Below are 20,457 nucleotides of genomic sequence, written 5' to 3' on the forward strand. Positions count from 1 at the left end.
GGATAAGAGATACAGAAAGGAAAGTGAACCTAGATTGAAGCATTGGAGAGCCTATTTTCAATTTGTTAAGCCTTATACGAAATGGATACTGCTGACGTTATTTATCGGGACGCTGAAGTTCGGAATCCCGGCATTGCTCCCTTTAGTGCAAAAATACGTTGTCGACGATGTGCTGCTTAACTCTGCGCTTCAGCTGGAGGAGCAGGTTTCAAGGTTGATATGGGTGCTGACTGGCTCGTTGGTTCTATTTGTGATCGTGCGGGGACCGGTGGAGTATGCAAGACAGTATTTTGCCCAACTGATCACGTCCAGGATTTTGTTCGATTTGCGCAATCGTCTCTACGCACATCTCCAGCGCTTGTCGCTTCGTTACTATCAGAATACGAAGGTTGGAGAGGTCATATCGCGTTTTATCAATGATGCGGAGCAGACAAAAAACATTGTCGAAGTCGGCATGATGAATGTGTGGCTGGATTTATTTACATTAATTTTTGTGCTCGGGTTTATGGTGTATCTTGATCCGGTGCTCACGGTGGTCGCCATATCGATTTTCCCGCTGTATGCTATAGCGGTTAAAATATTGTACAAGCGGTTAAAGGCGTTGACCAAGGATCGTTCTGCTGCGCTGGCAGGCATTCAAGCTTATCTTCATGAGCGGATCCAGGGGATATCGGTCATCCGAAGCTTTGCGCTGGAGCGTCATGAGGCCCGCCAATTTGAAGGGATTAACGGGAAATACCTCAATAAGGCGATTGCTCACAGCCGCTGGAATGCCTGGACCTTCGCTGTGATTAACACCTTGACAGACATCGCACCCCTGCTGGTTATCGGTTATGGGGGCTATCAGGTCATTCAGCACAATTTGACGCTCGGCACCTTCGTTGCGTTCTTCGGTTATTTGGACAGACTGTATGCGCCGTTGAAGCGGCTGATCAATTCCTCGACGATTCTGACTCAAGCTTCGGCCTCCTGGGAGCGTGTGCTGGAATTGCTGGAGGAGCCTTATGATATGACAGATGCGAAAGGAGCAGCCATTCTTCCGCCCGGCAAGCATGGCGTAGCGTTCAGACAAGTGTGGTTTCAATACCAGGATCAGGGAGGATGGGTGCTGAAAAATATTTCGCTCCAGGCAAGCCCGGGGCAGACGGTTGCGTTAGTCGGCATGAGCGGGGGCGGCAAATCATCGCTGGTTGGTCTGATTCCAAGATTCTATGATGTTCAGAAGGGCACGATTCTCGTAGGAGGGAGGGATGTCCGGGAATGGACAATGGAGAGCCTGCGCAACCAGATCGGCATGGTGCTTCAAGAAAACTTCCTGTTCAGCGGCAGCGTGCGCGATAATATTTCTCTTGGCAATCCGGAAGCGGGAGAAGAGGAGATTATTGCGGCCGCCAAGGCGGCAAATGCCCATGATTTTATTCTGGAATTACCCCAGGGGTATGATACGGAGGTGGGTGAACGCGGAGTGAAGCTGTCGGGGGGACAGAAGCAGCGGGTTGCGATTGCAAGAGTCTTCCTTAAGGATCCAGCGATTCTGATCCTGGATGAAGCAACCTCTGCACTGGATCTGGAATCGGAGCATCTGATCCAGCAATCGCTGCAAAACCTGTCCCGAAGCCGGACAACTTTGATTGTGGCTCACCGCCTGTCTACGATCACACATGCCGATCTCATTGTCGTCATGAAGAATGGGGCCGTAGCCGAACGGGGAACCCATGAGCAATTGATGCAAAAGAATGGCGTCTATGCCCAGTTATATAATATTCAGCATTTAAATGCTTAATCAGTCAGGCGGTGTTATCCTTTCCCGATGATGAGGGAGAGGATGCCGGCGGCGATCAGCGGTCCAACAGGCACGCCTTTGAAGAAGGCGACACCGAGCACGGTCCCGATCAATAGCCCCGCAACAACGGTCGGCTGGCTTCCCATCAGGGAAGCGCCTCTGCCGCCCAGCCAGGCTACGAGCACGCCAACGGCAATCGCCAGAAGCGATTTCCAGTGAAAGAAGGAAGCCCACAGTGTCTGGAGCGAAATTTTTCCGCTCGCAACCGGAGCCATCACTCCGATGGTCAGAATGATGATTCCGATGGTCAGGCCGTATTTTTCGAGCCAGGGAAAGGCAAAATGAAGCTGGAGCACACGGATCATCAAAAGAACCAGCATAGCAATGGTGATTGGCATGTTGCCGCTAAAGATCCCAAGAGCTGTCATCAGGAGCAGGAAGAGAGCGATCAGATCAACCTGGTTCATCATGAACGGGTCCCGGTCTTGCTCAGAATATGATCGGCAATCAGCCGTCCGTGTCCTCTTCCTGTTTCTATGAATACCTCATTGGCATTGCGTCCGGAAGCTATGACACCTGCTACATACAAGCCGGGTACATTGGATTCCATCGTCTCCGGGTGGAAGACGGGCTTCTCCATCTCACCGGACATCTCGACCCCTGCATCCAGCATCAGCTTGCGGTCCGGCCGGAAACCGGTTAGTGCCAGCACGAAGTCATTTGGAAGCACCGTTGCCGTCCGGCCGTTCGGGGCAACCGGCTCAACGACAATTTCGCTTGGTCTGACCTCCGTCACTCTGGCCCCTAGCATAAGCCGAACCCTTCCCTTATTCACCAGACCCTCGAAGAGCGGTCTTACCCACGGCTTCACAGACTCCGAAAGGGCCTCTCCGCGGGACACCACCGTAATTTCTGCGCCTACACGCACCAATTCCATGGCCGCGTCAATGGCGGAATTACTGCCTCCAATGATCGCAACCTTCATCCCTGCATAGGGATGAGCCTCCTGGAAGTAATGGGAAACCTTGTCCAATTCTTCTCCAGGAATGCCGAGCAGGTTAGGGTGGTCAAAATAGCCGGTAGAGATCACGACGTATTTCGTATCATAAACCCATTCCTCTCCCTGTCTTGTCCGGGAATATACTTTGAAGCTGCCGTCAGGCTGCCGCTCGATGCGAGTTGCTTCCTCATAAGCGGCGACGGGTACTTGATAGTGCTCACTGACCCGGCGGTAATAGGCTAGGGCCTCATGCCGGTAAGGCTTATCGTTGGGCGTTACGAAAGGAATATCACCGATCTCCAGCAGCTCTGCAGTGCTAAAGAACTGCATGTAAGTCGGATAGGAGTAGATGGAATGAACAACACAATTTTTCTCAAGTACAAGGGTATGTAAACCGCGCCGCTGGCATTCAATAGCCGCGGACAGTCCGCACGGACCCGCACCGATAATGATCACGTCCTGCATAAGAGCCTCCTGAGTTGTGAGTAATTGAAACAGTTCCATCCTACCGCAAACAGGGGAGAATATCCAGAAGCAGGCTGTTAGGCACGTCAGATATTTTTTGACTATTGTATGACGTTTTTGCGTTCGAGGTTCATACTTAAAATTTTAGGATATAATAGTATTGAAAGCGTTTGCTTTCTTAGATCATAGAGATAGGAGGTTGATGCGATATGTTCTTTTGGAATAAAAAGCGCAAAACTCTTCCCGCTGACGGTCCCCCTCCTGCCGTACACGTAACGCTCGAGGAGCTCAAACGAGCTGTTCTGAAATATGAGATGGACATGCCGAAGGGAATTAACCGCAAGAATCTGGTCCTGCCGGACAAGAGCCTTGATTTAAGCCGGCTTGTCAGATATTTAGGCGGTATAAGCGATCAGAAGTTTTATCTATCGTCAGAAACATTCGAAATTTTTGAAGAGCACGAACGAGAGATTCCTTACTATTTGGATTTAGTGCAAAGGGCTGTGGATTCTTATGTAGAAGAATCGGGGAAAATGCCTGTCATCAAGCAGGCGCCGCCGTTTCAAGTCGATATCAAAACGCTGATGGACGGACATTTTCTGAAGGAAGCTCCTCCATTTCCGCTTTATATTACAGACCAGGAGATGCTGTTAACCCATCGGAAGGAAGTGGTGTAAATATACCGCTTAAGCCTGCCTGTTATTTAGATAAATGTCGAATAAGAAAAGATGAAGCGCGGATCCGGATGACGGATTTGCGCTATTTTTGTCGTTTTCAGGTTGACAGAAGACTTACAATAAAGGTAGAGAGAATTAATAGAATTCCGGGAGATATTGGGGGGAACAAGATGATTAAAGGATTGTTATTCGATTTGGATAATACGTTGATGGATCGGGACTGGACCTTTCAGGAGTTTTCCCGTCAGCTGGTTAGAGAACTGTTAAGTGAACAGGATCAGGAGAAGCAGGAGCAAATTGTTGCGTATATGATTGAAAGCGATGCGGATGGTTACCGGCCGAAGGATGGCTTTTTCCTTGAATTGATCGAGCGGCTTCCATGGCGAGTCAAGCCTGTATTGTCCGAGGTCCAGGCCTATTACAACGAGCACTACATGAAGCATGCCCGAGTTATGGCCCATGCGCTGGATACGTTGAATGCTTGCAGGGAAGCGGGTTTTAAGCTTGGTGTGATTACGAACGGACTTAGCGCTGTTCAGCACGGCAAGATCGATCGGCTTGAGCTGCGGGATTATTTTGACGCCATTATCGTCTCCGGGGATCATGGGATGAAGAAGCCTGACCAGCAAATTTATGAGCTGGCTTTGAAAAGACTCGGTACAGCGGCGGAGGAAACGCTAATCATTGGGGATCATCCGGTTAATGATATCTGGGGAGCCTCCAGAGCGGGAATCCGCGGAATATGGCTGAAACGCAAGCATGCATGGCCGGAGACTATGACGGATGCAACGCCGCTTCATGCTGTGCTTGAGCTGGACGAAGTCGTAGCTATTTTGAAGAATCTGCAAACTCAGGCTTGACAAATAAAATGACCGTTCATTATGATTAAGAAAATGTTTGTTAAAGGAGGCTGTTACTATGAGCAGAATGACATATTCGATTGAACTGTTGCTTGTCGTACCGTTTAGAGCCTCTGATAAGGTAAGCTATTTGTATCGGGAATTGCAGCCTTGAACTGATCCTGGATCCGTGTTCGAGCGTTATTTCCGTATGATAATACTACCGCAGGGGCGCTTTGGCCCCTGCGGTTTTTTATGCTCTTTCGCTCATTCAACAAAAGGTGGATGAATCGCGGAGTAGAGGACGCAGGCAGATGGCCTGCGTCTTTTTTGTGTGATCTAAGGATGAAAATAACCATTTGGAGGAATTGAATTGAACATGCATACAGGTGGAAATGAAAATCGTAACATCCAGCCAGGTCATGAATGGCTTAACAGGTTTGGCTGGAATGCAAGAGCGGAATCGAGCTTCGCGGAACAGTCTCGGGAAGGGATGTTCCCAGCCCGGATCACAGCGGATCATGGACAGAAATTCAAGATCGTCTCCGAGCGCGGAGAAGGCTGGGCAGAGCTGTCGGGACGGCAAAAATATGAGCTTGAAGAGCGAAGCGCCTTCCCGGCCGTGGGGGATTGGGTCTTGTTAAGATACTTGACCGAGACGGCGCCCGATGGCATGATACATGGCTTGCTTCCCCGCAGCAGCCGAATTTCGCGGCGTTCTGCGGGAACCGTGCCCGTAGAGCAATTGATTGCGGTTAATGTTGATCTGCTCCTGCTTGTGGCCGCATTGAACCATGACTTTAACCTGCGCAGACTGGAGCGATACCTGGTTATGGCTTGGAACAGCGGCGCCAATCCGGTCATTCTGCTTAGTAAAGCTGATCTTGCCGAGGACCCGGAGACTATTACCGCGGCAGTGGAGGCGATAGCTCCCGGGGTTCCTGTCATTGCTGTCAGCGCCAAGGAAAACCAAGGGAGGGAGCAGCTTGAAGCTCTATTGAAGCCAGGGCTCACGATCGCGATGACAGGCTCTTCCGGAGCGGGAAAGTCAACGATTCTGAACTGGCTGTGCGGTGAGGAGCTGCAGGCAACTACGGAGGTGCGCGAGGATGACAGTCGAGGCCGCCATACAACAACTCACCGCGAGTTATTCCCGCTTCCTCAAGGAGCGGTAATGATCGATACTCCCGGAATGAGAGAGCTTCAATTGTGGGAAGACGAGGACGGGGGATGGGCCGAGGCCTTTGCCGATATTGAGAAGCTGGCTGCTGACTGCCGATTCAAGGATTGCAGACATGAGCAAGAAGCGGGCTGTGCTGTGCTGGCAGCAATCCGCAACGGGGAGCTTGAACGCAAACGGCTGGATAATTACCGGAGAACGGAGCGGGAATTGAAGTATCAGCATGCGAAGGAAAATCAGAGGAAGAGATCGCAGCATCGAACGGGAGGAAAAAAAGAGCTCCGCCGCGACAAGGGGGCGCAGCGGAGACATTATGAGCTTGAGCCGATGGATTAATCAGGATTGGCGCAATGGGAGCCATTGCAATACATCCTGGATTCGGGCGTCCCAGTATTCCCAGTCATGGGCGCCCGGTCCTTCCTCATAGGTCAGCTCCAAGCCCGCACGACGGCAGGCATCCCGGAAGATCAGATTATCCTGGTATAGAAAATCCTCCGTCCCGCAGCACTGATATAGACGGGGAAGCAACTGACGCTGTTCATCTGTCTGGAAATTCCCGAGCAAGTGGATCAGATCATTGTCCGTCCCAGCCGGACCTTCCGATCCGAAAATGCGTCTGAACAAGTGAGTCCTCTGCGACTCTGCATCTTCTCTCATAAAGATACCCGATGTATGAAGTGCCCCGGAAAGACTTGCCGCCGCAGCGAACATATCAGGCCGGCGAAGAGCGAGCTTGAAGGCGCCGTATCCACCCATAGATAAACCTGCGACAAAGTTGTCCTCCTTGCGGCTGGAGAGCGGAAAGAAGGAACGGCATTTGGCAGGGAGCTCTTCACTGATAAAGGTCCAGTAACGATTGCCTTCCGCCATATCCGTATAGAAGCTTAGGTCGACTTGCGGCATAACTACGGCTAAACCCAGCCTTGAAACGTAGCGTTCAATCGAGGTTCTGCGCAGCCAGATGGTGTCATCGTCAGACATACCATGAAGCAGATACAAAGTAGGATGCAGTCCGTCGCTGCTTAGTCCTTTCATTCCGATTTGTCCATAGGTGGTCTCTGGCAAAATAACAGTCATGGAGGTGCTGATTCCCAACACATCCGAAAAAAAGCGAACTTGCATGAGAGCCATAGAATAATCTCCTTCCGGTGGAAGCCGCGGCTTCTATGTATGATGAGTGCATGTTATTTCCATTATAGTACGTTGAGAGAACGGTTACAAAACGAACGTTTAAAAGCCAGAGAACGGTTTATATTAGGGGTAGAAGAGACAGAGGATGTCCCGCCGGGTGAGATTGAATTCCAAGGAGGAGATGAACATGGGGATTGATCGCTTCCTGATTTATAAAATCAATACCTGCACCTATGAGCCGATGAGGATCAATTTGTTGAAGCTGCTGTTGATCCGGATTGAAAAGGCGTTGGGGGAGGAAGAAGCAATCCAGAAATAAAGAACCAGCCGCCGGAAGGCTCCGGCGGCTGGTTCTTCATATTGGATCATCGTTTGATTTAAAATTAATAAAGCGACAGTGCGAGTGAATCGAATTCGCTCTTACTGTGAAGGATAGCCTCGGAGCCTTCAATTTCAATACTGATGAGCGAGGCCAGACATTTTTTCAGCGCGTTTTTACCAAACAGATATTTGTTCTCGAGCGCGCTGGTCAGCAGTCTTAAGGTACGCTGTACAGGTTGCTTGGTATCGGTATTAAAATATACGGGTACTTGGTTGTCCTGGAAAGTTATTAGAATTCTCATAGTTAATCACCTCTATACAGTGGTCTCATTGTAGACATTGTAAAGTAGAAATCTTAAAAATTCATTAAGATAACATTATAATTCGATTAATGTTTTGTGACGGAGTAACAATTATAATGTAATCTATCCACTTTCGGCTTGAAAAGGAGGAGTGAATATGCAGGAGGATTTTGTAACGGAGAGAAAAGAAGTAACTCTATCTGCCGAAGAATTCTACGGGACCGCTTGTCATTGGGGGATCGGCGAAGTAATGCACAGGCTGGCTTCATCTTGGAATGGCTCGAAGCAAGCACCGGAAAGACTGCCTGCCTGGGCATCTGATTTAACAACCTCTTCCTTTCGAGGATGTTGGATGCGTTATCATTTGGAGGAAGAAGCTGGAGAAGAGTTCATTCATTGCTGTGAAGGGCAGGTTATCTGGGGTAAACGGATGGGAGAAGCTTCTTCCTCGTTCAAGCTGTGTGGAGAGCAAGTACGGGAATCGTTATGTCGAGAATGGGCGAAAAAGGCTTGTCAGAGTATACGGACTGAGGAAAACCGAGCGGAGTTGCCAGCGCTGCTGCTGTCCAGAAACGAATATGATACCTTGATTCCTCGCTTGAAGGAGATGGAACTGGATGAACTCATGAACAGACTGGCCGTCCATTCCGGAGATCATGAGGGGAGCATCGCTCTTGCCAGAAGTCTGAAGCAGCCCGGCTCGCATGGGGAGATTCTATTTTATGGAAAGGATTCGGACTGCGAGAAGCTGGAGCTTCATCAGGTGCGATTTATCTCTACCGATCATATCAACTGGATCCTGAGAGAAAGCACAGGGGACAGGGAGGATTGGCTGATTGCTTCTCCATCAAGCCGCAATAAATTTCAGGAGATGCTGGAGTCGTGGCTTATGCATTCCCCCTCTGTTGAAGCATATAAACAATGTCCTTAAATGGGTTGCGAATCATAGAAACCTCATCCATTCGGGTGAGGTTTTTTTGTTGCATTTAGTGTGTATAGTGTATATATTGTATATATACATTACTGTGACAGATAGGGCGGTGATTGAGCCGAATGAATATTTTATTGAATCCCTCTTCAGGAGAGCCTATCTACCTGCAGATTGTAAGGCAGATTAGAGCCAGCATATTACAAGGGGATTTGCTCCCGGGAACTCCGTTGCCGTCGATCCGTCAGCTTGCGAAGGATCTGCAGATCAGTGTCATTACAACCAAGCGCGCATACAGCGAGCTGGAAGCTGAAGGGCTGATCGACTCCATGGTAGGAAAGGGGTCTTTCGTATCGGGAGGCAGCCCGGAGTTTATCCGTGAGCAACGGATGCGCAGGATTGAGGAGAGAATTCAGGAATTGCTTATCGAGTGCCGCAGCATTCCGTTAAGCACGAATGAGCTGATCGACTGGATCAGATTATTGGAAGGAGAGATCGGGCATGACGGCAATTGATGTTCAGGGATTGAGCAAGCGAATGAATGGCTTTGCGCTGGAACAGGTTTCGTTTTCCGTGCCAAAGGGTTATATCACCGGACTCATTGGTCCAAACGGCGCGGGTAAGAGTACATTAATTAAGATACTGATGGGGATGGTCACGCCAGATCAAGGCAGCATCACCATTCATGGACAGAGGGCGGGGATTGCCGGAGCAGCATATAAAGCGAATATTGGCTATGTTTCGGATGAGAATATTTACTATGACACCTTGACTCTCGGAGAAATGAAGGAGATTTTCAAATCGTTCTATCCGCGCTGGGATGAGGGGCAGTTCAAGGAATATCTGGATCGCTTCGAGCTGCCTGCAAAGAAGAAAATCAAGGACTGCTCGAAGGGAATGAAGACCAAATTTGCTCTGGCACTCGCGCTGGCGCATCATCCGGACCTGCTTATTATGGATGAGCCAACGGCAGGCCTGGACCCGATATTCCGCAGAGAGCTGCTCGAATTGCTGGCGGAGTTCATTCAGGATGAGAAGCGGACGGTGCTGTTCTCGACCCATTTGACGACCGATCTGGATAAAGTAGCGGATTTTATTACCTTCATTCACCGCGGAAAGCTTGTCTTTTCCCAGACTAAGGAAGAGATCCTTGAGCGTCATCTGATTGTTAAGGGCAGCAAGGAACTGCTTGACTCAGATACCCGCAAGGAGTTTGTCGGTCTGCGCGAGACGGATTTTGGATTCGAGGGCCTTGCTGCGGACGGAAGCCGGCTGCAATCGATCTTCGGCAGCAGCGCTCTTTATCATCAGCCGACACTTGAGGATATTATGTACTATACGGCCAAGGGAGGGAAGGCATATGCATAGCATCGGAGGGCTGATGAAGAAGGATTTTTTGTTGATTCGGCGTTTTATCTGGCTTCTGGCCATTTATGCGGTTGTCTTCTCGGGAATAATGCAAAAGGGAAATCATACGCTCATTTACAGCCTGTTCCCGGGCTTATTACTTATTCTGGGCATCAGCTCGGACTCGCAGCGTTCTGCACAGCAGTTCTTGGTCAGCCTGCCCGTTCCAAGGAACCGTCTTGTCTTGTCCAAATACCTCTCTTCATTAATCTTAGTCGTGGCAGCAGTACTGATCGCTACGGGTATGAATTTTGCTTCCGATCTGCTGTATGGACACCCGGTTCATTTAGATTTGATGCTGATCGTCGGGACCTTTCTTTCCATGGTCGTTTTTATGTCCATTTATCTGCCTTTCTTTTACTGGCTTGGGCTCAAGGGGTTTCAGGTGGTAAATGTCGTGATGATGATCGCGATTATGGTGGCGAATGGAGTTATGACCTCGCTGCTGACAGCATCGGATTTCCGATTTTTGCAGGACCGTTTTCTCGAGCAGCCGGGCTTGTCGTGGATTTTTCTGATTTTGCTGACGCTTCTTGTCTCTGTAATTTCCTATCTTATCTCATGCAGAGCATTTCGTACGAGGGATCTATAAGCTTGTTCGGTGATTAAAACGCCCCCCTTTATGGGTAATCTTGAGACAGGTGCTTAACCTAAGTCAATTTCCCATACTGAAAATAGGAGCGTGTATCATCATGGCTGAAAATAACGGAATCCGTCAACGCTTTCAGGGCAAGACGGCAATTGTGACAGGCGCGGGCTCCGGGATCGGCAAAGCGGCTGCAATCAAGCTGGCCAGTGAAGGAGCCAAAGTTGCGCTCTTTGATCTGCTCAATGAACGAACGCGCACAACGGAACATCAGATCAATCAAATTTACCGTGGTGTCTCCCGGGCATTCGATGTTGATATCTCCGACCCGCAGCGGGTGGAGAAGGCGGTGAATGAGGCTGTCGAGGCTTTCGGCGGAATCGATATTGTGTTCGCCAATGCAGGAATTAACGGCACACTGGCTCCTGTGGAAGAGATGAGCTTCGAGGATTGGGAGAGGACGATGCGAATCAATCTGAATGGAACCTTCCTGACGGTTAAACATACGGTTCCCCATTTAAAGCGGCAAGGCGGCGGAAGCATCATTATTACCAGCTCGATCAATGGGAACGACAGGTTCTCAGGCTTTGGGATGACGGCTTATAGTACGACAAAAGCAGGACAGGTGGCATTTTCAAAAATGGCGGCCCTGGAGCTCGCGAAGTTTAAAATCCGGGTCAACTCGATTTGCCCGGGCGCTATCGCCACGAACATTGATACAAGCACCGAGGTCAGTGATGAGCTGGACGGGATTGTCATTCCGGTTGAATATCCGGAAGGCTCGCAGCCTCTGGCGGACGGTCCGGGTCAACCTGAAAATGTGGCCGATCTGGTCGCATTTCTTGCATCCGACGAATCAAAACACATTACCGGTGCCCGGATTGTGATCGACGGGGCGGAGTCACTGCTATAAGTGTGTGTGTTGAACAACCTCTATCAAAAATAGGAAGGGGGATCCTACAAAGGGTCTCCCTTTTGCTCGTTTTGAATAAGAACTCAGTTTCCGTACAGCAAGCTCAAGGCTTGAACGTTCACGACAAATGGTTCCTGGTGAAGCTTCTCAAGCGTGAATTCCGCAATCAAATCCGAAGCCGTAAGCGGCTCGAAATGGTCGATCAGGCCGCTGACATAGGCAAGCCACCCTATGAGGGTCGTCGGCAGAACTCCATCGCTGCGCAGGCTGGCGATGCTCAGATCACCATGACGCTTGGCAAGGCGGGTGCCATCGGCTCCAAGCAGTAACGGCGCATGGGCAAAAGAAGGGATCTGTTCTCCCCAGCCGAGCGCCCGATAGAGCTGAATCTGTCTTGGTGTGGAATCCAGGAGGTCATCTCCGCGGAGCACGTCCGTGATCTCCATCAGGGCATCGTCAACCGTTACGGCTAACTGATAAGAATACATGCCGTCAGCTCGGCGAACGACAAAATCACCGCCACCACCGGGCGAAAATTGCTGAGCTCCGGCAATGCCATCCTGGAAGCACAATAATTGATCCTGCGGCACTTCGGGCAGTGCAAAGCGCAGGGAAGGCGTCTTCCTGCGAGCGCGCTCAGCACGGTCTGTCTTCGTCAATCGCCGACAGGCTCCGGAATAGGGAGCGCCCTCCGATGCCAATCCGTGAGGAGCGCCTGCAATGCCATGAAGCTCGGCCCGGCTGCAATAGCATGGGTAGAGAAGCCCTTCGGCTTCCAGCCGATTCAGCGCATTCGCGTACAACTCCAGCCGCTGGCTCTGAAAATAAGGAGAATGGGGCTCCAGGGCTCCAGGGCCTTCATCCCAATCCAGACCAAGCCAGCGCAGGTCATCCATGATTTGAACCGATTTCTCCGGTCTGGAGCGCTGAAGATCAATGTCTTCAATACGCAACAGGAATACGCCGTTTGCCGCACGCATTTGCAGCCATGAGAGTAGGGCGATTTTGGCGTTTCCGAGATGCATGTCTCCAGAGGGCGTCGGTGCGAATCGCCCTCTTCTTATTGAATCCATGGCAGTTCACTTCCTCTTGAATCAAGAAATGTCATTTTAATATTATACAAGCCAATCTTTATGCCGAAAAGAACTCACTTTCACCGGGCGGAAATGATTCCATGATCAAAGGATGGCAGCTGTGGTAAAATTGCTGTGATGATGGATAGCTTAAACGTGCAAGGAGATCAGAATGAATCAGATTAGAATGCCGATTGATGAAGTCATACCTGAGATAAAGCAGCATCTGGAACATTCGGGAGCGGCGGTCCTGATCGCTGAGCCGGGAGCGGGAAAGACAACCCGGACACCGCTGGAGCTGCTCGAAACGCCCTGGATGGCCGACATGGGGATGATTCTGCTGGAGCCCCGCAGAATGGCAGCCAGATCGGCAGCGGTCTATATGGCGGCACAGCTTGGCGAGCCGGTTGGAGAGACGGTCGGCTACCGGATTCGAAGCGAGAGCAAGACCTCTTCCCGCACGCGGATCACGGTGGTAACCGAAGGAATCCTGACTCGGATGCTCCAGCATGACCCTGCCTTGACCGGGATCGGGCTGATACTATTCGATGAATTTCATGAGCGGAGCATCCACGCCGATCTCGGGCTGGCCTTGACACTTCAAAGCCGCGAGCTGCTGCGGGAGGATCTGCGGGTGCTTGTGATGTCGGCGACGCTGGATGCGGAGCCGGTGGCGGCGCTGCTTGGCGGCGCACCGATCGTCGAGAGCCGGGGTGTCATGTATCCGGTCGAGACGATCTATGCGGGACGTCCGAGCCAGGAGCCGCTGGAGGCGGCGGTGGCAAGGACGGTGCAGCGGGCGCTGGCCGAGCGGGAGGGCGGCGTGCTGGTGTTCCTGCCCGGCGCGAATGAAATTCGCCGGGCCCAAGCGGCGCTGGCCGGCGGCGTGTTGCCGGCCGGGGTAGAGGTTGCGCCGCTGTACGGGGCGCTGCCCCAGCAGGAGCAGCAGCGTGCTCTTGCCGAGGCGGCGGCAGGCGGCCGCAAGGTGGTGCTTGCCACGTCGATCGCCGAGACGAGCCTGACGGTGCCCGGCATCACGGCGGTGATCGACTGCGGCCTGCGGCGCACCGCGCTGTTCTCGCCGCGCACAGGCATGAGTCGGCTCGTCACAGTGCCCGCGGCACGGGACTCCGCCGACCAGCGGCGCGGCCGCGCCGGCCGCACAGCGCCCGGTGTGTGCTACCGCCTCTGGAGCGAGGCGGAGGACCGGGCGCTAAGCCCCGCAACGCCTCCGGAAATCCTGGAGGCGGATCTTACGCCGCTCGCGCTGGAGCTCGCGGCGTGGGGCGCCTCCGGCCCGGACGAGCTCGCCTGGCTCGATCCGCCGCCGGAGGCGCCCTACGGCCAAGCCATCCAGTTGCTTGGCCAGCTTGGCGCGCTCGATCAAGTCGGCCGCCTCACGGCGCATGGCCGGCGCATGGCCGGGCTTGGCCTCCATCCCCGGCTGGCACAGATGCTCTTGCGCGCTTGGCCGCTGGGCCTAGCCCGGCCCGCTTGCCTTTTGGCAGGTCTGCTGGAGGCGCCCGGCGCGCTCAAGGGCGGCGCAGACCTGCGGGATCATCTTGCCGTGCTAATGGCGGCAAGATCCGGACGCAAGCCGAAGGGCGGAGCATCTTCGCTCATAGCGGATGAAGGTGCGCTGCGTAGTATTGATCTGGTGAGCAAGCAGTGGGAGCGCTTGCTGGCAGATCAGTTCTCCGGCGGGCCGGCTCCTGCTCCTGAAGCGGATTGGGAGCGCTACTGCGGTCTGCTTGTGTCTTTTGCATATCCCGATCGGATGGCCAAGCGGCGGTCGGATGGCCGCTATCTGCTGAGAAGCGGCCGCGGCGCAGCCTTTCATCGCAGCGATCCGCTTGCTGCTGAATCCTATCTTGCTATCGCCGATGTCGATGATGGGGGCATCGAGAGCCGTATATGGCTTGCGGCTCCCTTTGAGGAATCCTGGTTCAGTAAGTTCTATCATAATGAAATGACAGAGAACCGGACGGCTGAGTGGGATGAACAGGCAGGGGCCGTGAGGGCAAGGAAGACACTGACACTGGACGCGCTCGTGCTCAAGGAGGTCCCTGACCCCGACCCCGGCTTGATTCAGCAGGCGCTTATTCGGGTCATCACCGAGCAAGGCGCACAGGTCCTGCCATGGAATCCAAAGGCAAGACAGCTTCAGTCAAGAATCTTATTTCTGAGAGAACTGGATTCAAAATGGCCGGATGTATCGGATGAGGCCTTAGCGAAACAGGCGGAGGAATGGTTTCTGCCCTATATTTCTGATATGAAGAAAAAAAGAGATCTGCAATCCTTGCCGATGCTGACGATCCTCGAGACCCGGCTTGGCTGGGAGCTGTGCCGGGAGTTAGACCGGGAAGCACCGAGTCATCTGCCTGTGCCGAGCGGCTCCAAAGTTCAGCTGCAGTATGACAGCCAAGGAAATCCTTTTGCAGCCGTTCGGCTCCAGGAGGTTTTCGGTATGCTGGATACGCCAAGGATTGGCTACGGAACCGTTCCTGTCGTACTTCATTTATTGTCTCCGGCAAGCCGTCCGGTACAGGTCACCTCCGATCTGGCCAACTTTTGGCAGCACACTTATTTTGAAGTCAAAAAGGATCTGAAGGGGCGTTATCCTAAGCACTATTGGCCCGATGATCCATGGACCGCACAGGCTACGCATAAGGTCCGGCCGGATGGTGCACGCTGAGGCAGGATTGGATGAAGAACGTGGTTTAAGTTATGTACAGACGGTTTGATACACGTTCTCCCGGGTAATATAGGAATAACCTATTCTTCAGGAGGATGATCCTAATGGCGAAGAAAATAGTAGGTGTTTTCGAAACTGAACGGGAAGCGACGGATGCGATTAGATCATTGCAAGCTCAGGGGTTTGCACCCGATGAGATTTCCGTCTTAACGAGAGATAGCCGCGATCAGGAAGCGATCCAGGATGAGACGGGGACGATGGCGCCTGAAGGCGTTGCCGTCGGAGCAACCGCGGGGGGCGTATTGGGAGGCACCGCAGGGCTTCTTGCGGGACTCGGCGCCTTGGCGATTCCAGGCATCGGACCGATTATAGCTGCCGGACCGATTGCTGCTGCGTTGACAGGGATGGCTGCCGGAGCCGGTATCGGCGGACTTGCCGGGGGCTTGATTGGCCTCGGGATTCCGGAAGACGAAGCGAAGGCTTATGAGAAATATCTGGATGAAGGACATATCCTCGTCTTGGTAGATGAAGATAGCCGCAGCCAGCGGGTATATGATACGTTCAATACGAACCATTCCTTGAACTCGAATCTGTATCTATCCGGTATGGCTGATCCCTATCGGGAGGACCCGTCTTCACGAATTCAATAAGATACCGCTTTCAAAAATGATGTTGACGTAGGATTCTGTTTGACTTATGATGTTGCTAGAACTTCAAACCGCTGACAATTGGCGTGCTACCATTTGAGTATGGGCATGAGCCAAGAAAATGAACCTGTTAAGCAGGCTCGTTTTCTTGGCTTTTTTTGTTCCTGATTTATATAACCAGTGCTCGGCAGGCATACTATAAGCTGGGAAAGCACGTCCGGGAGAGCGGGTTCTATAAGATTAGGAGGGTATAGACAGATGTTTTCTAAATGGAGAAAGAAATCCGCTGAACCAATCACGCTTGAGATTTTAGCGCCAGTAACGGGAAAGGCAGTTGCGCTTACCGAGGTGCCTGATGAAGCATTCGCCGCAGGGCACATGGGGAAAGGAATCGCAATTGAACCTGCGGAAGGCAAGCTGATCGCTCCTTTTGAAGGAAAGGTCGTCCATGTAATCAAATCCAACCATGCAGTAATGATTGAAAATGCTGAGGGAATTCAGTTCCTATTCCATATCGGGATCAACACGGTGTCGCTCAAGGGAGAAGGCTTTACTTCGCATGTATCAGTCGGTGACAAAGTAAAGGCAGGACAACTGCTGATCGAATTTGACATCGAGCAGATCAAGGCTGCCGGCTACCCGGTGATTACCCCAATTGTGGTGACAAACGCTGATGAAATGGTTAGCTCGCTAGAAACGCATGTCGGTCCTGTGACTGCAGGCAAGGATACCATTTTTAAAGCGGTTTTAAAGTCATAACCAATTCAATTTGAAAGGATGATTATTACATGCTGGCTTTTCTCCAGAAGATAGGAAAGTCGCTTATGCTGCCGGTCGCAACGCTACCAGCGGCAGCCATTCTGCTACGATTTGGCAGTATCGACTACATCAAGGATTTTCACATGGGAGAGGGTGTTGGAGGGTTCCTCAATACGTATGTTGCTCCATTCCTTGAGGCTGGAGGCGGCACCATTTTTGATAATCTCCCTTTGATTTTTGCGGTAGGGGTAGCGATCGGTCTAGCTGGAGACGCAGTAGCGGCGCTCTCGGCGGTTATCGGGCAACTGATACTGCTGGATGTACTCGATAAAGTCCCTGGAATTTTTCCGAATCTGATGCAATCTCCGGATACGAAATTGAATATGGGGGTTCTCGGCGGAATTTTGGTTGGTTGTATTTCAGCTTTCCTCTATAAAAAGTACCATAACATCAAGCTTCCCGATTGGCTCGGTTTCTTCGGCGGCAAACGCTTCGTTCCGATGGTTACCGCCTTCACGATGGTTATCGTCGGTTTGATTTGCGGCTTGATCTGGGGCCCGATCCAGGCTGCTCTGGACGTATTCGGTAACTGGGTGACAGGACTTGGAGGTATCGGCTCGGCAGTTCACATCATTGCCAACCGTTTGCTGGTTCCTTTTGGCCTCCACCACATTATCAACTCCATCGTTTGGTTCCAGATCGGTGATTTCACTAATGCAGCAGGTGAAGTCATTCATGGTGACCTGCATCGCTTCTTTGCTGGCGACGCTACGGCTGGCATGTTCATGACCGGATTTTTCCCAATCATGATGTTCGGTCTTCCTGGTGCAGCTCTTGCGATTATTCACACAGCAAAACCGGCAAACCGCAAGCTTGTATCCTCGATTTTCCTGGGTACAGCCTTTGCATCGTTCCTGACAGGGATCACCGAGCCGCTTGAATTCGCCTTTATGTTCGTAGCTCCAGTATTGTATGGCGTTCACATCGTATTATCGGGTATTTCCGCATTTGTTACTTATGCTTTCGGCATGAAGCTGGGCTTTGGCTTTTCGGCTGGCTTCATTGATTATGCAATCAATTACCAGATCTCGACCAAGCCGCTGTTGCTAATCCCGATCGGTCTTGTGTTCGCCGTCCTCTATTATGTGATCTTCCGGTTCCTCATTGTGAAGATGAACTTGAAGACACCGGGACGCGAGGATAATGATCTGAGTATTACTGACGACGAGGAGTCAGTGGAGGGAGGTGTTTCGATGGGAGACAGTCGCGCAGCTAACATCCTGACCCAGATCGGCGGACCGTCCAATATTGAATCGGTCGATGCCTGCATTACCCGTCTTCGCCTGGTCGTCAAGGATGATAAGAAAGTCAATGATAGTGCTTTGAAACAGCTTGGCGCATCCGGGGTAATGAGACTTGGCAAGGGCGCCGTACAGGTTGTGTTCGGACCTCAGTCGGAATCGATCAAGGATGAAATTAAGAAAATGCTGTAATCTGTAAATCTAAATTTTGGGCTGTCCATTAGGCCCCCTAAAAAAGTTGGACGAGAAAACATATAGTTTTCCGTCCGGCTTTTTTGTTGTTTTCACCTTTTGCAGGGAGAAAGCAAAAATGATGCTCCTCCCCCAGCAATTTTAGTGTCTAATGTCACTAAAATCGGCGTATGGGCTCCCTCACCAGGAATTTTAATGCCTTACGTCACTAAAATCGGCGCATGAACACCCTCACCAGCGATTTTAATGCCTTATGTCACTAAAATCGCCGCATGGGCTCCCTCACCAGCGATTTTAATGCCTTATGTCACTAAATTCGCCGCATGAACACCCTCACCAGCGATTTTAATGCCTTATGTCACTAAAATCGCCGCATGGGCTCCCTCACCAGGAATTTTAATGCCTTATGTCACTAAAATCGTCGCATGAACACCCTCACTAGGAATTTTAATGCCTTATGTCACTAAAATCGCCGCATGGGCTCCCTCACCAGCGATTTTAATGCCTTATGTCACTAAATTTGTCGCGTTATGAGTGCCCCCATTGTACCGACGATCCAAAGTCGAGGGCTCAGAGGCTCCCTGCTGTTACGAGGATACAAAATATGCGAGGTAGGGGCGGCACTTTTTATCCATCTATTTTGTCTCAGACAAAGCCCCTATTTTGGGCGAGATAGCATTATCTACAGCCTTTATTTCAATAATTCATCATATGAAAAATTCACAACAATAAAACCAACTTTTCTAGTTCCTCACTGCATCCCCTTACCATCCTCGTACTTACTCATTTCTTTACTTGTTTTAAGCGAAAATTCAACGTATAGTGAACCTAAATATAGGAGCTGCTATTAAAAATTAGGGAAAGGAGGGCTTGAATTGGCCTTTCTAATCGCACAACGAGCTTATATCAAGTTATTTTTAATTACCAAGGTCGAGCAACAACGTGGATACGGCTATCAAATGCTGGATCAGTTGAAGGAGGAGTTCAAGCCATTCGGCTATGTGCCGCCCCAAAGCGAGGTATACCGGGCACTCCATGAGCTGGTCCAGGAAGGAGTGCTATACCGGACAAAGCAGTTAAAAGGGGTAGATCCCAGCGTTGATTTTCAGGAGATCGTGTTATATCAATTTACGGATGACGGCTACGAAAAAGCTAAACGTTATAAGAAGCAGGTCAAAGCAGATCTGGATCGCTGCATCGGATTGCTGCAAAAGGCTGCAACTGATAATTATGCATGATCTTCGCGGTGAGAAGGAGCCGTTGCGGCATTGACAAATATGGTTTCTGCTGCACGTCAATATCGCGCGAAACTTGCTGAATAATCTGAAAAAATTTCGCAATAATCATGAAAATGTAATATTTTTACTTTGACAGGGACATTTTGATCATGTACTATACTTATTACAGTTAGAGAATAATTGTAAGTCTATATCATCAGGAGGTATATCCAGAATGTCCCATGTCTTATTTATCAAAGCAAATAATCGCCCCGTCGACCAATCGGCAACTGTAAAACTGTATGAAAGCTTCTTGCAATCATATAAAGAGAATCACCCGGAAGATACGATTACAGAATTGAATGTATTTGAGGCGAACCTGCCGTACTTCGATAATGATATGATGAGTGGTCTGTTCAAGCTTGGACGCGGAATTGAGACTACACCTGAAGAGCAAAGAGCGGCAGATCTTGCAAATACATATCTGGACCAGTTCCTGGCAGCAGATAAGGTTGTATTTGCATTCCCGCTGTGGAACTTCACTATTCCTGCACAGCTGTTGACATACCTCTTCTATCTGAACCAAGCGGGTAAAACCTTCAAATATACCGAGCAAGGTCCGGTTGGCCTCGTAGGCGACAAGAAGGTTGTTCTGCTTCAAGCGCGCGGCGGTATTTATAGCGAAGGACCAATGGCGAACATTGAAATGTCCATGAACTACCTGAAGGCTACGCTCGCCTTCTGGGGAATCACGAATCCGGAGACGGTTATCGTTGAAGGACATAACCAATTCCCGGATCGCGCCGAGTCAATCGTACAAGACGGTGTGAAGCAAGCCGCTGAATTGGCAGCTTCGTTCTAACAAGAATATCAAGCCACGGGCCGTATCCGGATTTTCTTCCGGATGCGGCCTCTTGTGCGCTTGGCAGCGTAACCAACTAAAGAGTGAAAGTCTCTAGCATACTGCGAAGTGGCGGAAGTGCATAGCTGACAGACAGTGCGCAGTCCGTGAGGATGTGTGCGGAGGGTCTGAAGGCAAAA

The 20,457-nt window shown here is 51.0% G+C and carries 21 protein-coding genes; 16 read left to right on the forward strand and 5 right to left on the reverse strand.

Annotated elements, in window-relative coordinates; genetic code table 11:
- Nucleotides 1-34 precede the first annotated feature (34 nt).
- A complete protein-coding gene (locus KI362_RS08440; RefSeq protein ID WP_301626363.1) occupies nucleotides 35-1,783 on the forward strand; it encodes an ABC transporter ATP-binding protein in 1,749 nt (582 codons plus the stop codon).
- Between the two features lie 14 nt (nucleotides 1,784-1,797).
- Here KI362_RS08440 and KI362_RS08445 read toward each other — a convergent pair whose 3' ends face one another.
- Both KI362_RS08445 and KI362_RS08450 read right to left on the reverse strand, forming a co-directional pair.
- On the reverse strand, nucleotides 1,798-2,250 hold the full coding sequence (locus tag KI362_RS08445) for a DUF441 domain-containing protein (RefSeq protein ID WP_301626365.1): 453 nt from the start codon (nucleotides 2,248-2,250) through the stop codon (nucleotides 1,798-1,800).
- A complete protein-coding gene (locus tag KI362_RS08450) occupies nucleotides 2,250-3,248 on the reverse strand; it encodes a YpdA family putative bacillithiol disulfide reductase (protein WP_301626367.1) in 999 nt (332 codons plus the stop codon). The genes KI362_RS08445 and KI362_RS08450 overlap by 1 nt, the downstream gene beginning before the upstream one ends.
- A gap of 209 nt (nucleotides 3,249-3,457) precedes the next feature.
- Between KI362_RS08450 and KI362_RS08455 the strand changes: the two genes are divergently transcribed.
- The 3 genes from KI362_RS08455 (at nucleotide 3,458) to rsgA (ending at nucleotide 6,280) form a co-directional block, all read left to right on the forward strand.
- Complete coding sequence (locus KI362_RS08455) at nucleotides 3,458-3,925, forward strand: DUF3939 domain-containing protein (RefSeq protein ID WP_044478459.1); 468 nt, start codon at nucleotides 3,458-3,460, stop codon at nucleotides 3,923-3,925.
- 170 nt (nucleotides 3,926-4,095) lie between these two features.
- Nucleotides 4,096-4,785, forward strand: a complete 690-nt coding sequence (locus KI362_RS08460; protein WP_301626370.1) for an HAD family hydrolase — start codon at nucleotides 4,096-4,098, stop codon at nucleotides 4,783-4,785.
- Nucleotides 4,786-5,143: 358 nt separating this feature from the next.
- Nucleotides 5,144-6,280 carry a ribosome small subunit-dependent GTPase A gene (rsgA, locus tag KI362_RS08465; RefSeq protein WP_301626427.1) on the forward strand — a complete coding sequence of 379 codons (1,137 nt, stop codon included), beginning with the start codon at nucleotides 5,144-5,146 and terminating at the stop codon, nucleotides 6,278-6,280.
- Here rsgA and KI362_RS08470 read toward each other — a convergent pair whose 3' ends face one another.
- Nucleotides 6,281-7,075 carry an alpha/beta hydrolase gene (locus tag KI362_RS08470; RefSeq protein ID WP_301626372.1) on the reverse strand — a complete coding sequence of 265 codons (795 nt, stop codon included), beginning with the start codon at nucleotides 7,073-7,075 and terminating at the stop codon, nucleotides 6,281-6,283.
- A 187-nt stretch (nucleotides 7,076-7,262) separates the two neighbouring features.
- Here KI362_RS08470 and KI362_RS08475 point away from each other — a divergent pair, with 187 nt between their 5' ends.
- Nucleotides 7,263-7,394, forward strand: a complete 132-nt coding sequence (locus tag KI362_RS08475) for a hypothetical protein (RefSeq protein WP_262362620.1) — start codon at nucleotides 7,263-7,265, stop codon at nucleotides 7,392-7,394.
- 64 nt (nucleotides 7,395-7,458) lie between these two features.
- Here the strand turns inward: KI362_RS08475 and KI362_RS08480 are convergent, their stop codons facing one another.
- The gene (locus KI362_RS08480) at nucleotides 7,459-7,698 is read right to left on the reverse strand and encodes a hypothetical protein (protein WP_044478462.1); all 240 of its coding nucleotides are present in this window, start codon (nucleotides 7,696-7,698) and stop codon (nucleotides 7,459-7,461) included.
- Between the two features lie 157 nt (nucleotides 7,699-7,855).
- On the opposite strand from KI362_RS08480, the gene KI362_RS08485 reads away from it, so the two are divergent.
- The 5 genes from KI362_RS08485 to KI362_RS08505 all read left to right on the forward strand — a co-directional run bounded on the left by KI362_RS08485 (nucleotide 7,856) and on the right by KI362_RS08505 (nucleotide 11,532).
- Nucleotides 7,856-8,629, forward strand: coding sequence for a hypothetical protein (locus KI362_RS08485; RefSeq protein ID WP_301626376.1), 774 nt, complete (start codon nucleotides 7,856-7,858; stop codon nucleotides 8,627-8,629).
- Nucleotides 8,630-8,751: 122 nt separating this feature from the next.
- Nucleotides 8,752-9,141, forward strand: a complete 390-nt coding sequence (locus KI362_RS08490) for a GntR family transcriptional regulator (RefSeq protein WP_044478464.1) — start codon at nucleotides 8,752-8,754, stop codon at nucleotides 9,139-9,141.
- Nucleotides 9,128-9,994, forward strand: a complete 867-nt coding sequence (locus KI362_RS08495) for an ABC transporter ATP-binding protein (RefSeq protein ID WP_301626379.1) — start codon at nucleotides 9,128-9,130, stop codon at nucleotides 9,992-9,994. Before KI362_RS08490 ends, KI362_RS08495 begins: the two co-directional genes overlap by 14 nt.
- Nucleotides 9,987-10,625: an ABC-2 transporter permease gene (locus KI362_RS08500; protein ID WP_301626381.1), complete on the forward strand. Its 639-nt coding sequence runs from the start codon at nucleotides 9,987-9,989 to the stop codon at nucleotides 10,623-10,625. The genes KI362_RS08495 and KI362_RS08500 overlap by 8 nt, the downstream gene beginning before the upstream one ends.
- Before the next feature lie 100 nt (nucleotides 10,626-10,725).
- A complete protein-coding gene (locus KI362_RS08505; RefSeq protein ID WP_301626383.1) occupies nucleotides 10,726-11,532 on the forward strand; it encodes an SDR family oxidoreductase in 807 nt (268 codons plus the stop codon).
- 83 nt (nucleotides 11,533-11,615) lie between these two features.
- Here the strand turns inward: KI362_RS08505 and gluQRS are convergent, their stop codons facing one another.
- Nucleotides 11,616-12,605 carry a tRNA glutamyl-Q(34) synthetase GluQRS gene (gene gluQRS / locus KI362_RS08510; protein ID WP_301626385.1) on the reverse strand — a complete coding sequence of 330 codons (990 nt, stop codon included), beginning with the start codon at nucleotides 12,603-12,605 and terminating at the stop codon, nucleotides 11,616-11,618.
- Between the two features lie 172 nt (nucleotides 12,606-12,777).
- Here gluQRS and hrpB point away from each other — a divergent pair, with 172 nt between their 5' ends.
- From hrpB to KI362_RS08540, 6 genes are all read left to right on the forward strand, one after another.
- Nucleotides 12,778-15,300, forward strand: a complete 2,523-nt coding sequence (gene hrpB / locus KI362_RS08515; protein ID WP_301626387.1) for an ATP-dependent helicase HrpB — start codon at nucleotides 12,778-12,780, stop codon at nucleotides 15,298-15,300.
- Between the two features lie 104 nt (nucleotides 15,301-15,404).
- A complete protein-coding gene (locus tag KI362_RS08520; RefSeq protein WP_301626388.1) occupies nucleotides 15,405-15,950 on the forward strand; it encodes a general stress protein in 546 nt (181 codons plus the stop codon).
- Nucleotides 15,951-16,205: 255 nt separating this feature from the next.
- Nucleotides 16,206-16,706: a PTS sugar transporter subunit IIA gene (locus KI362_RS08525; RefSeq protein ID WP_301626389.1), complete on the forward strand. Its 501-nt coding sequence runs from the start codon at nucleotides 16,206-16,208 to the stop codon at nucleotides 16,704-16,706.
- A gap of 29 nt (nucleotides 16,707-16,735) precedes the next feature.
- Nucleotides 16,736-18,199, forward strand: coding sequence for an N-acetylglucosamine-specific PTS transporter subunit IIBC (gene nagE, locus KI362_RS08530; RefSeq protein WP_301626390.1), 1,464 nt, complete (start codon nucleotides 16,736-16,738; stop codon nucleotides 18,197-18,199).
- A gap of 875 nt (nucleotides 18,200-19,074) precedes the next feature.
- On the forward strand, nucleotides 19,075-19,437 hold the full coding sequence (locus KI362_RS08535; protein WP_301626393.1) for a helix-turn-helix transcriptional regulator: 363 nt from the start codon (nucleotides 19,075-19,077) through the stop codon (nucleotides 19,435-19,437).
- A gap of 214 nt (nucleotides 19,438-19,651) precedes the next feature.
- Nucleotides 19,652-20,278: an FMN-dependent NADH-azoreductase gene (locus tag KI362_RS08540; protein ID WP_044478473.1), complete on the forward strand. Its 627-nt coding sequence runs from the start codon at nucleotides 19,652-19,654 to the stop codon at nucleotides 20,276-20,278.
- Nucleotides 20,279-20,457 lie beyond the last annotated feature (179 nt).

The sequence above is a fragment of the Paenibacillus apis genome, from assembly GCF_018333295.1.
Classification (GTDB): Bacteria; Bacillota; Bacilli; order Paenibacillales; family Paenibacillaceae; genus Fontibacillus; species Fontibacillus antibioticophila.

What these genes read in the sequence shown, in the direction of transcription:
- KI362_RS08445 (WP_301626365.1), bottom strand. Translation starts at nt 2,250, where the DNA reads ATGAACCAGGTTGATCTGATCGCTCTCTTCCTGCTCCTGATGACAGCT.
- KI362_RS08450 (WP_301626367.1), bottom strand. Translation starts at nt 3,248, where the DNA reads ATGCAGGACGTGATCATTATCGGTGCGGGTCCGTGCGGACTGTCCGCG.
- KI362_RS08455 (WP_044478459.1), top strand. Translation starts at nt 3,458, where the DNA reads ATGTTCTTTTGGAATAAAAAGCGCAAAACTCTTCCCGCTGACGGTCCC.
- KI362_RS08460 (WP_301626370.1), top strand. Translation starts at nt 4,096, where the DNA reads ATGATTAAAGGATTGTTATTCGATTTGGATAATACGTTGATGGATCGG.
- rsgA (WP_301626427.1), top strand. Translation starts at nt 5,144, where the DNA reads ATGCATACAGGTGGAAATGAAAATCGTAACATCCAGCCAGGTCATGAA.
- KI362_RS08470 (WP_301626372.1), bottom strand. Translation starts at nt 7,075, where the DNA reads ATGGCTCTCATGCAAGTTCGCTTTTTTTCGGATGTGTTGGGAATCAGC.
- KI362_RS08475 (WP_262362620.1), top strand. Translation starts at nt 7,263, where the DNA reads ATGGGGATTGATCGCTTCCTGATTTATAAAATCAATACCTGCACCTAT.
- KI362_RS08480 (WP_044478462.1), bottom strand. Translation starts at nt 7,698, where the DNA reads ATGAGAATTCTAATAACTTTCCAGGACAACCAAGTACCCGTATATTTT.
- KI362_RS08485 (WP_301626376.1), top strand. Translation starts at nt 7,856, where the DNA reads ATGCAGGAGGATTTTGTAACGGAGAGAAAAGAAGTAACTCTATCTGCC.
- KI362_RS08490 (WP_044478464.1), top strand. Translation starts at nt 8,752, where the DNA reads ATGAATATTTTATTGAATCCCTCTTCAGGAGAGCCTATCTACCTGCAG.
- KI362_RS08495 (WP_301626379.1), top strand. Translation starts at nt 9,128, where the DNA reads ATGACGGCAATTGATGTTCAGGGATTGAGCAAGCGAATGAATGGCTTT.
- KI362_RS08500 (WP_301626381.1), top strand. Translation starts at nt 9,987, where the DNA reads ATGCATAGCATCGGAGGGCTGATGAAGAAGGATTTTTTGTTGATTCGG.
- KI362_RS08505 (WP_301626383.1), top strand. Translation starts at nt 10,726, where the DNA reads ATGGCTGAAAATAACGGAATCCGTCAACGCTTTCAGGGCAAGACGGCA.
- gluQRS (WP_301626385.1), bottom strand. Translation starts at nt 12,605, where the DNA reads ATGGATTCAATAAGAAGAGGGCGATTCGCACCGACGCCCTCTGGAGAC.
- hrpB (WP_301626387.1), top strand. Translation starts at nt 12,778, where the DNA reads ATGAATCAGATTAGAATGCCGATTGATGAAGTCATACCTGAGATAAAG.
- KI362_RS08520 (WP_301626388.1), top strand. Translation starts at nt 15,405, where the DNA reads ATGGCGAAGAAAATAGTAGGTGTTTTCGAAACTGAACGGGAAGCGACG.
- KI362_RS08525 (WP_301626389.1), top strand. Translation starts at nt 16,206, where the DNA reads ATGTTTTCTAAATGGAGAAAGAAATCCGCTGAACCAATCACGCTTGAG.
- nagE (WP_301626390.1), top strand. Translation starts at nt 16,736, where the DNA reads ATGCTGGCTTTTCTCCAGAAGATAGGAAAGTCGCTTATGCTGCCGGTC.
- KI362_RS08540 (WP_044478473.1), top strand. Translation starts at nt 19,652, where the DNA reads ATGTCCCATGTCTTATTTATCAAAGCAAATAATCGCCCCGTCGACCAA.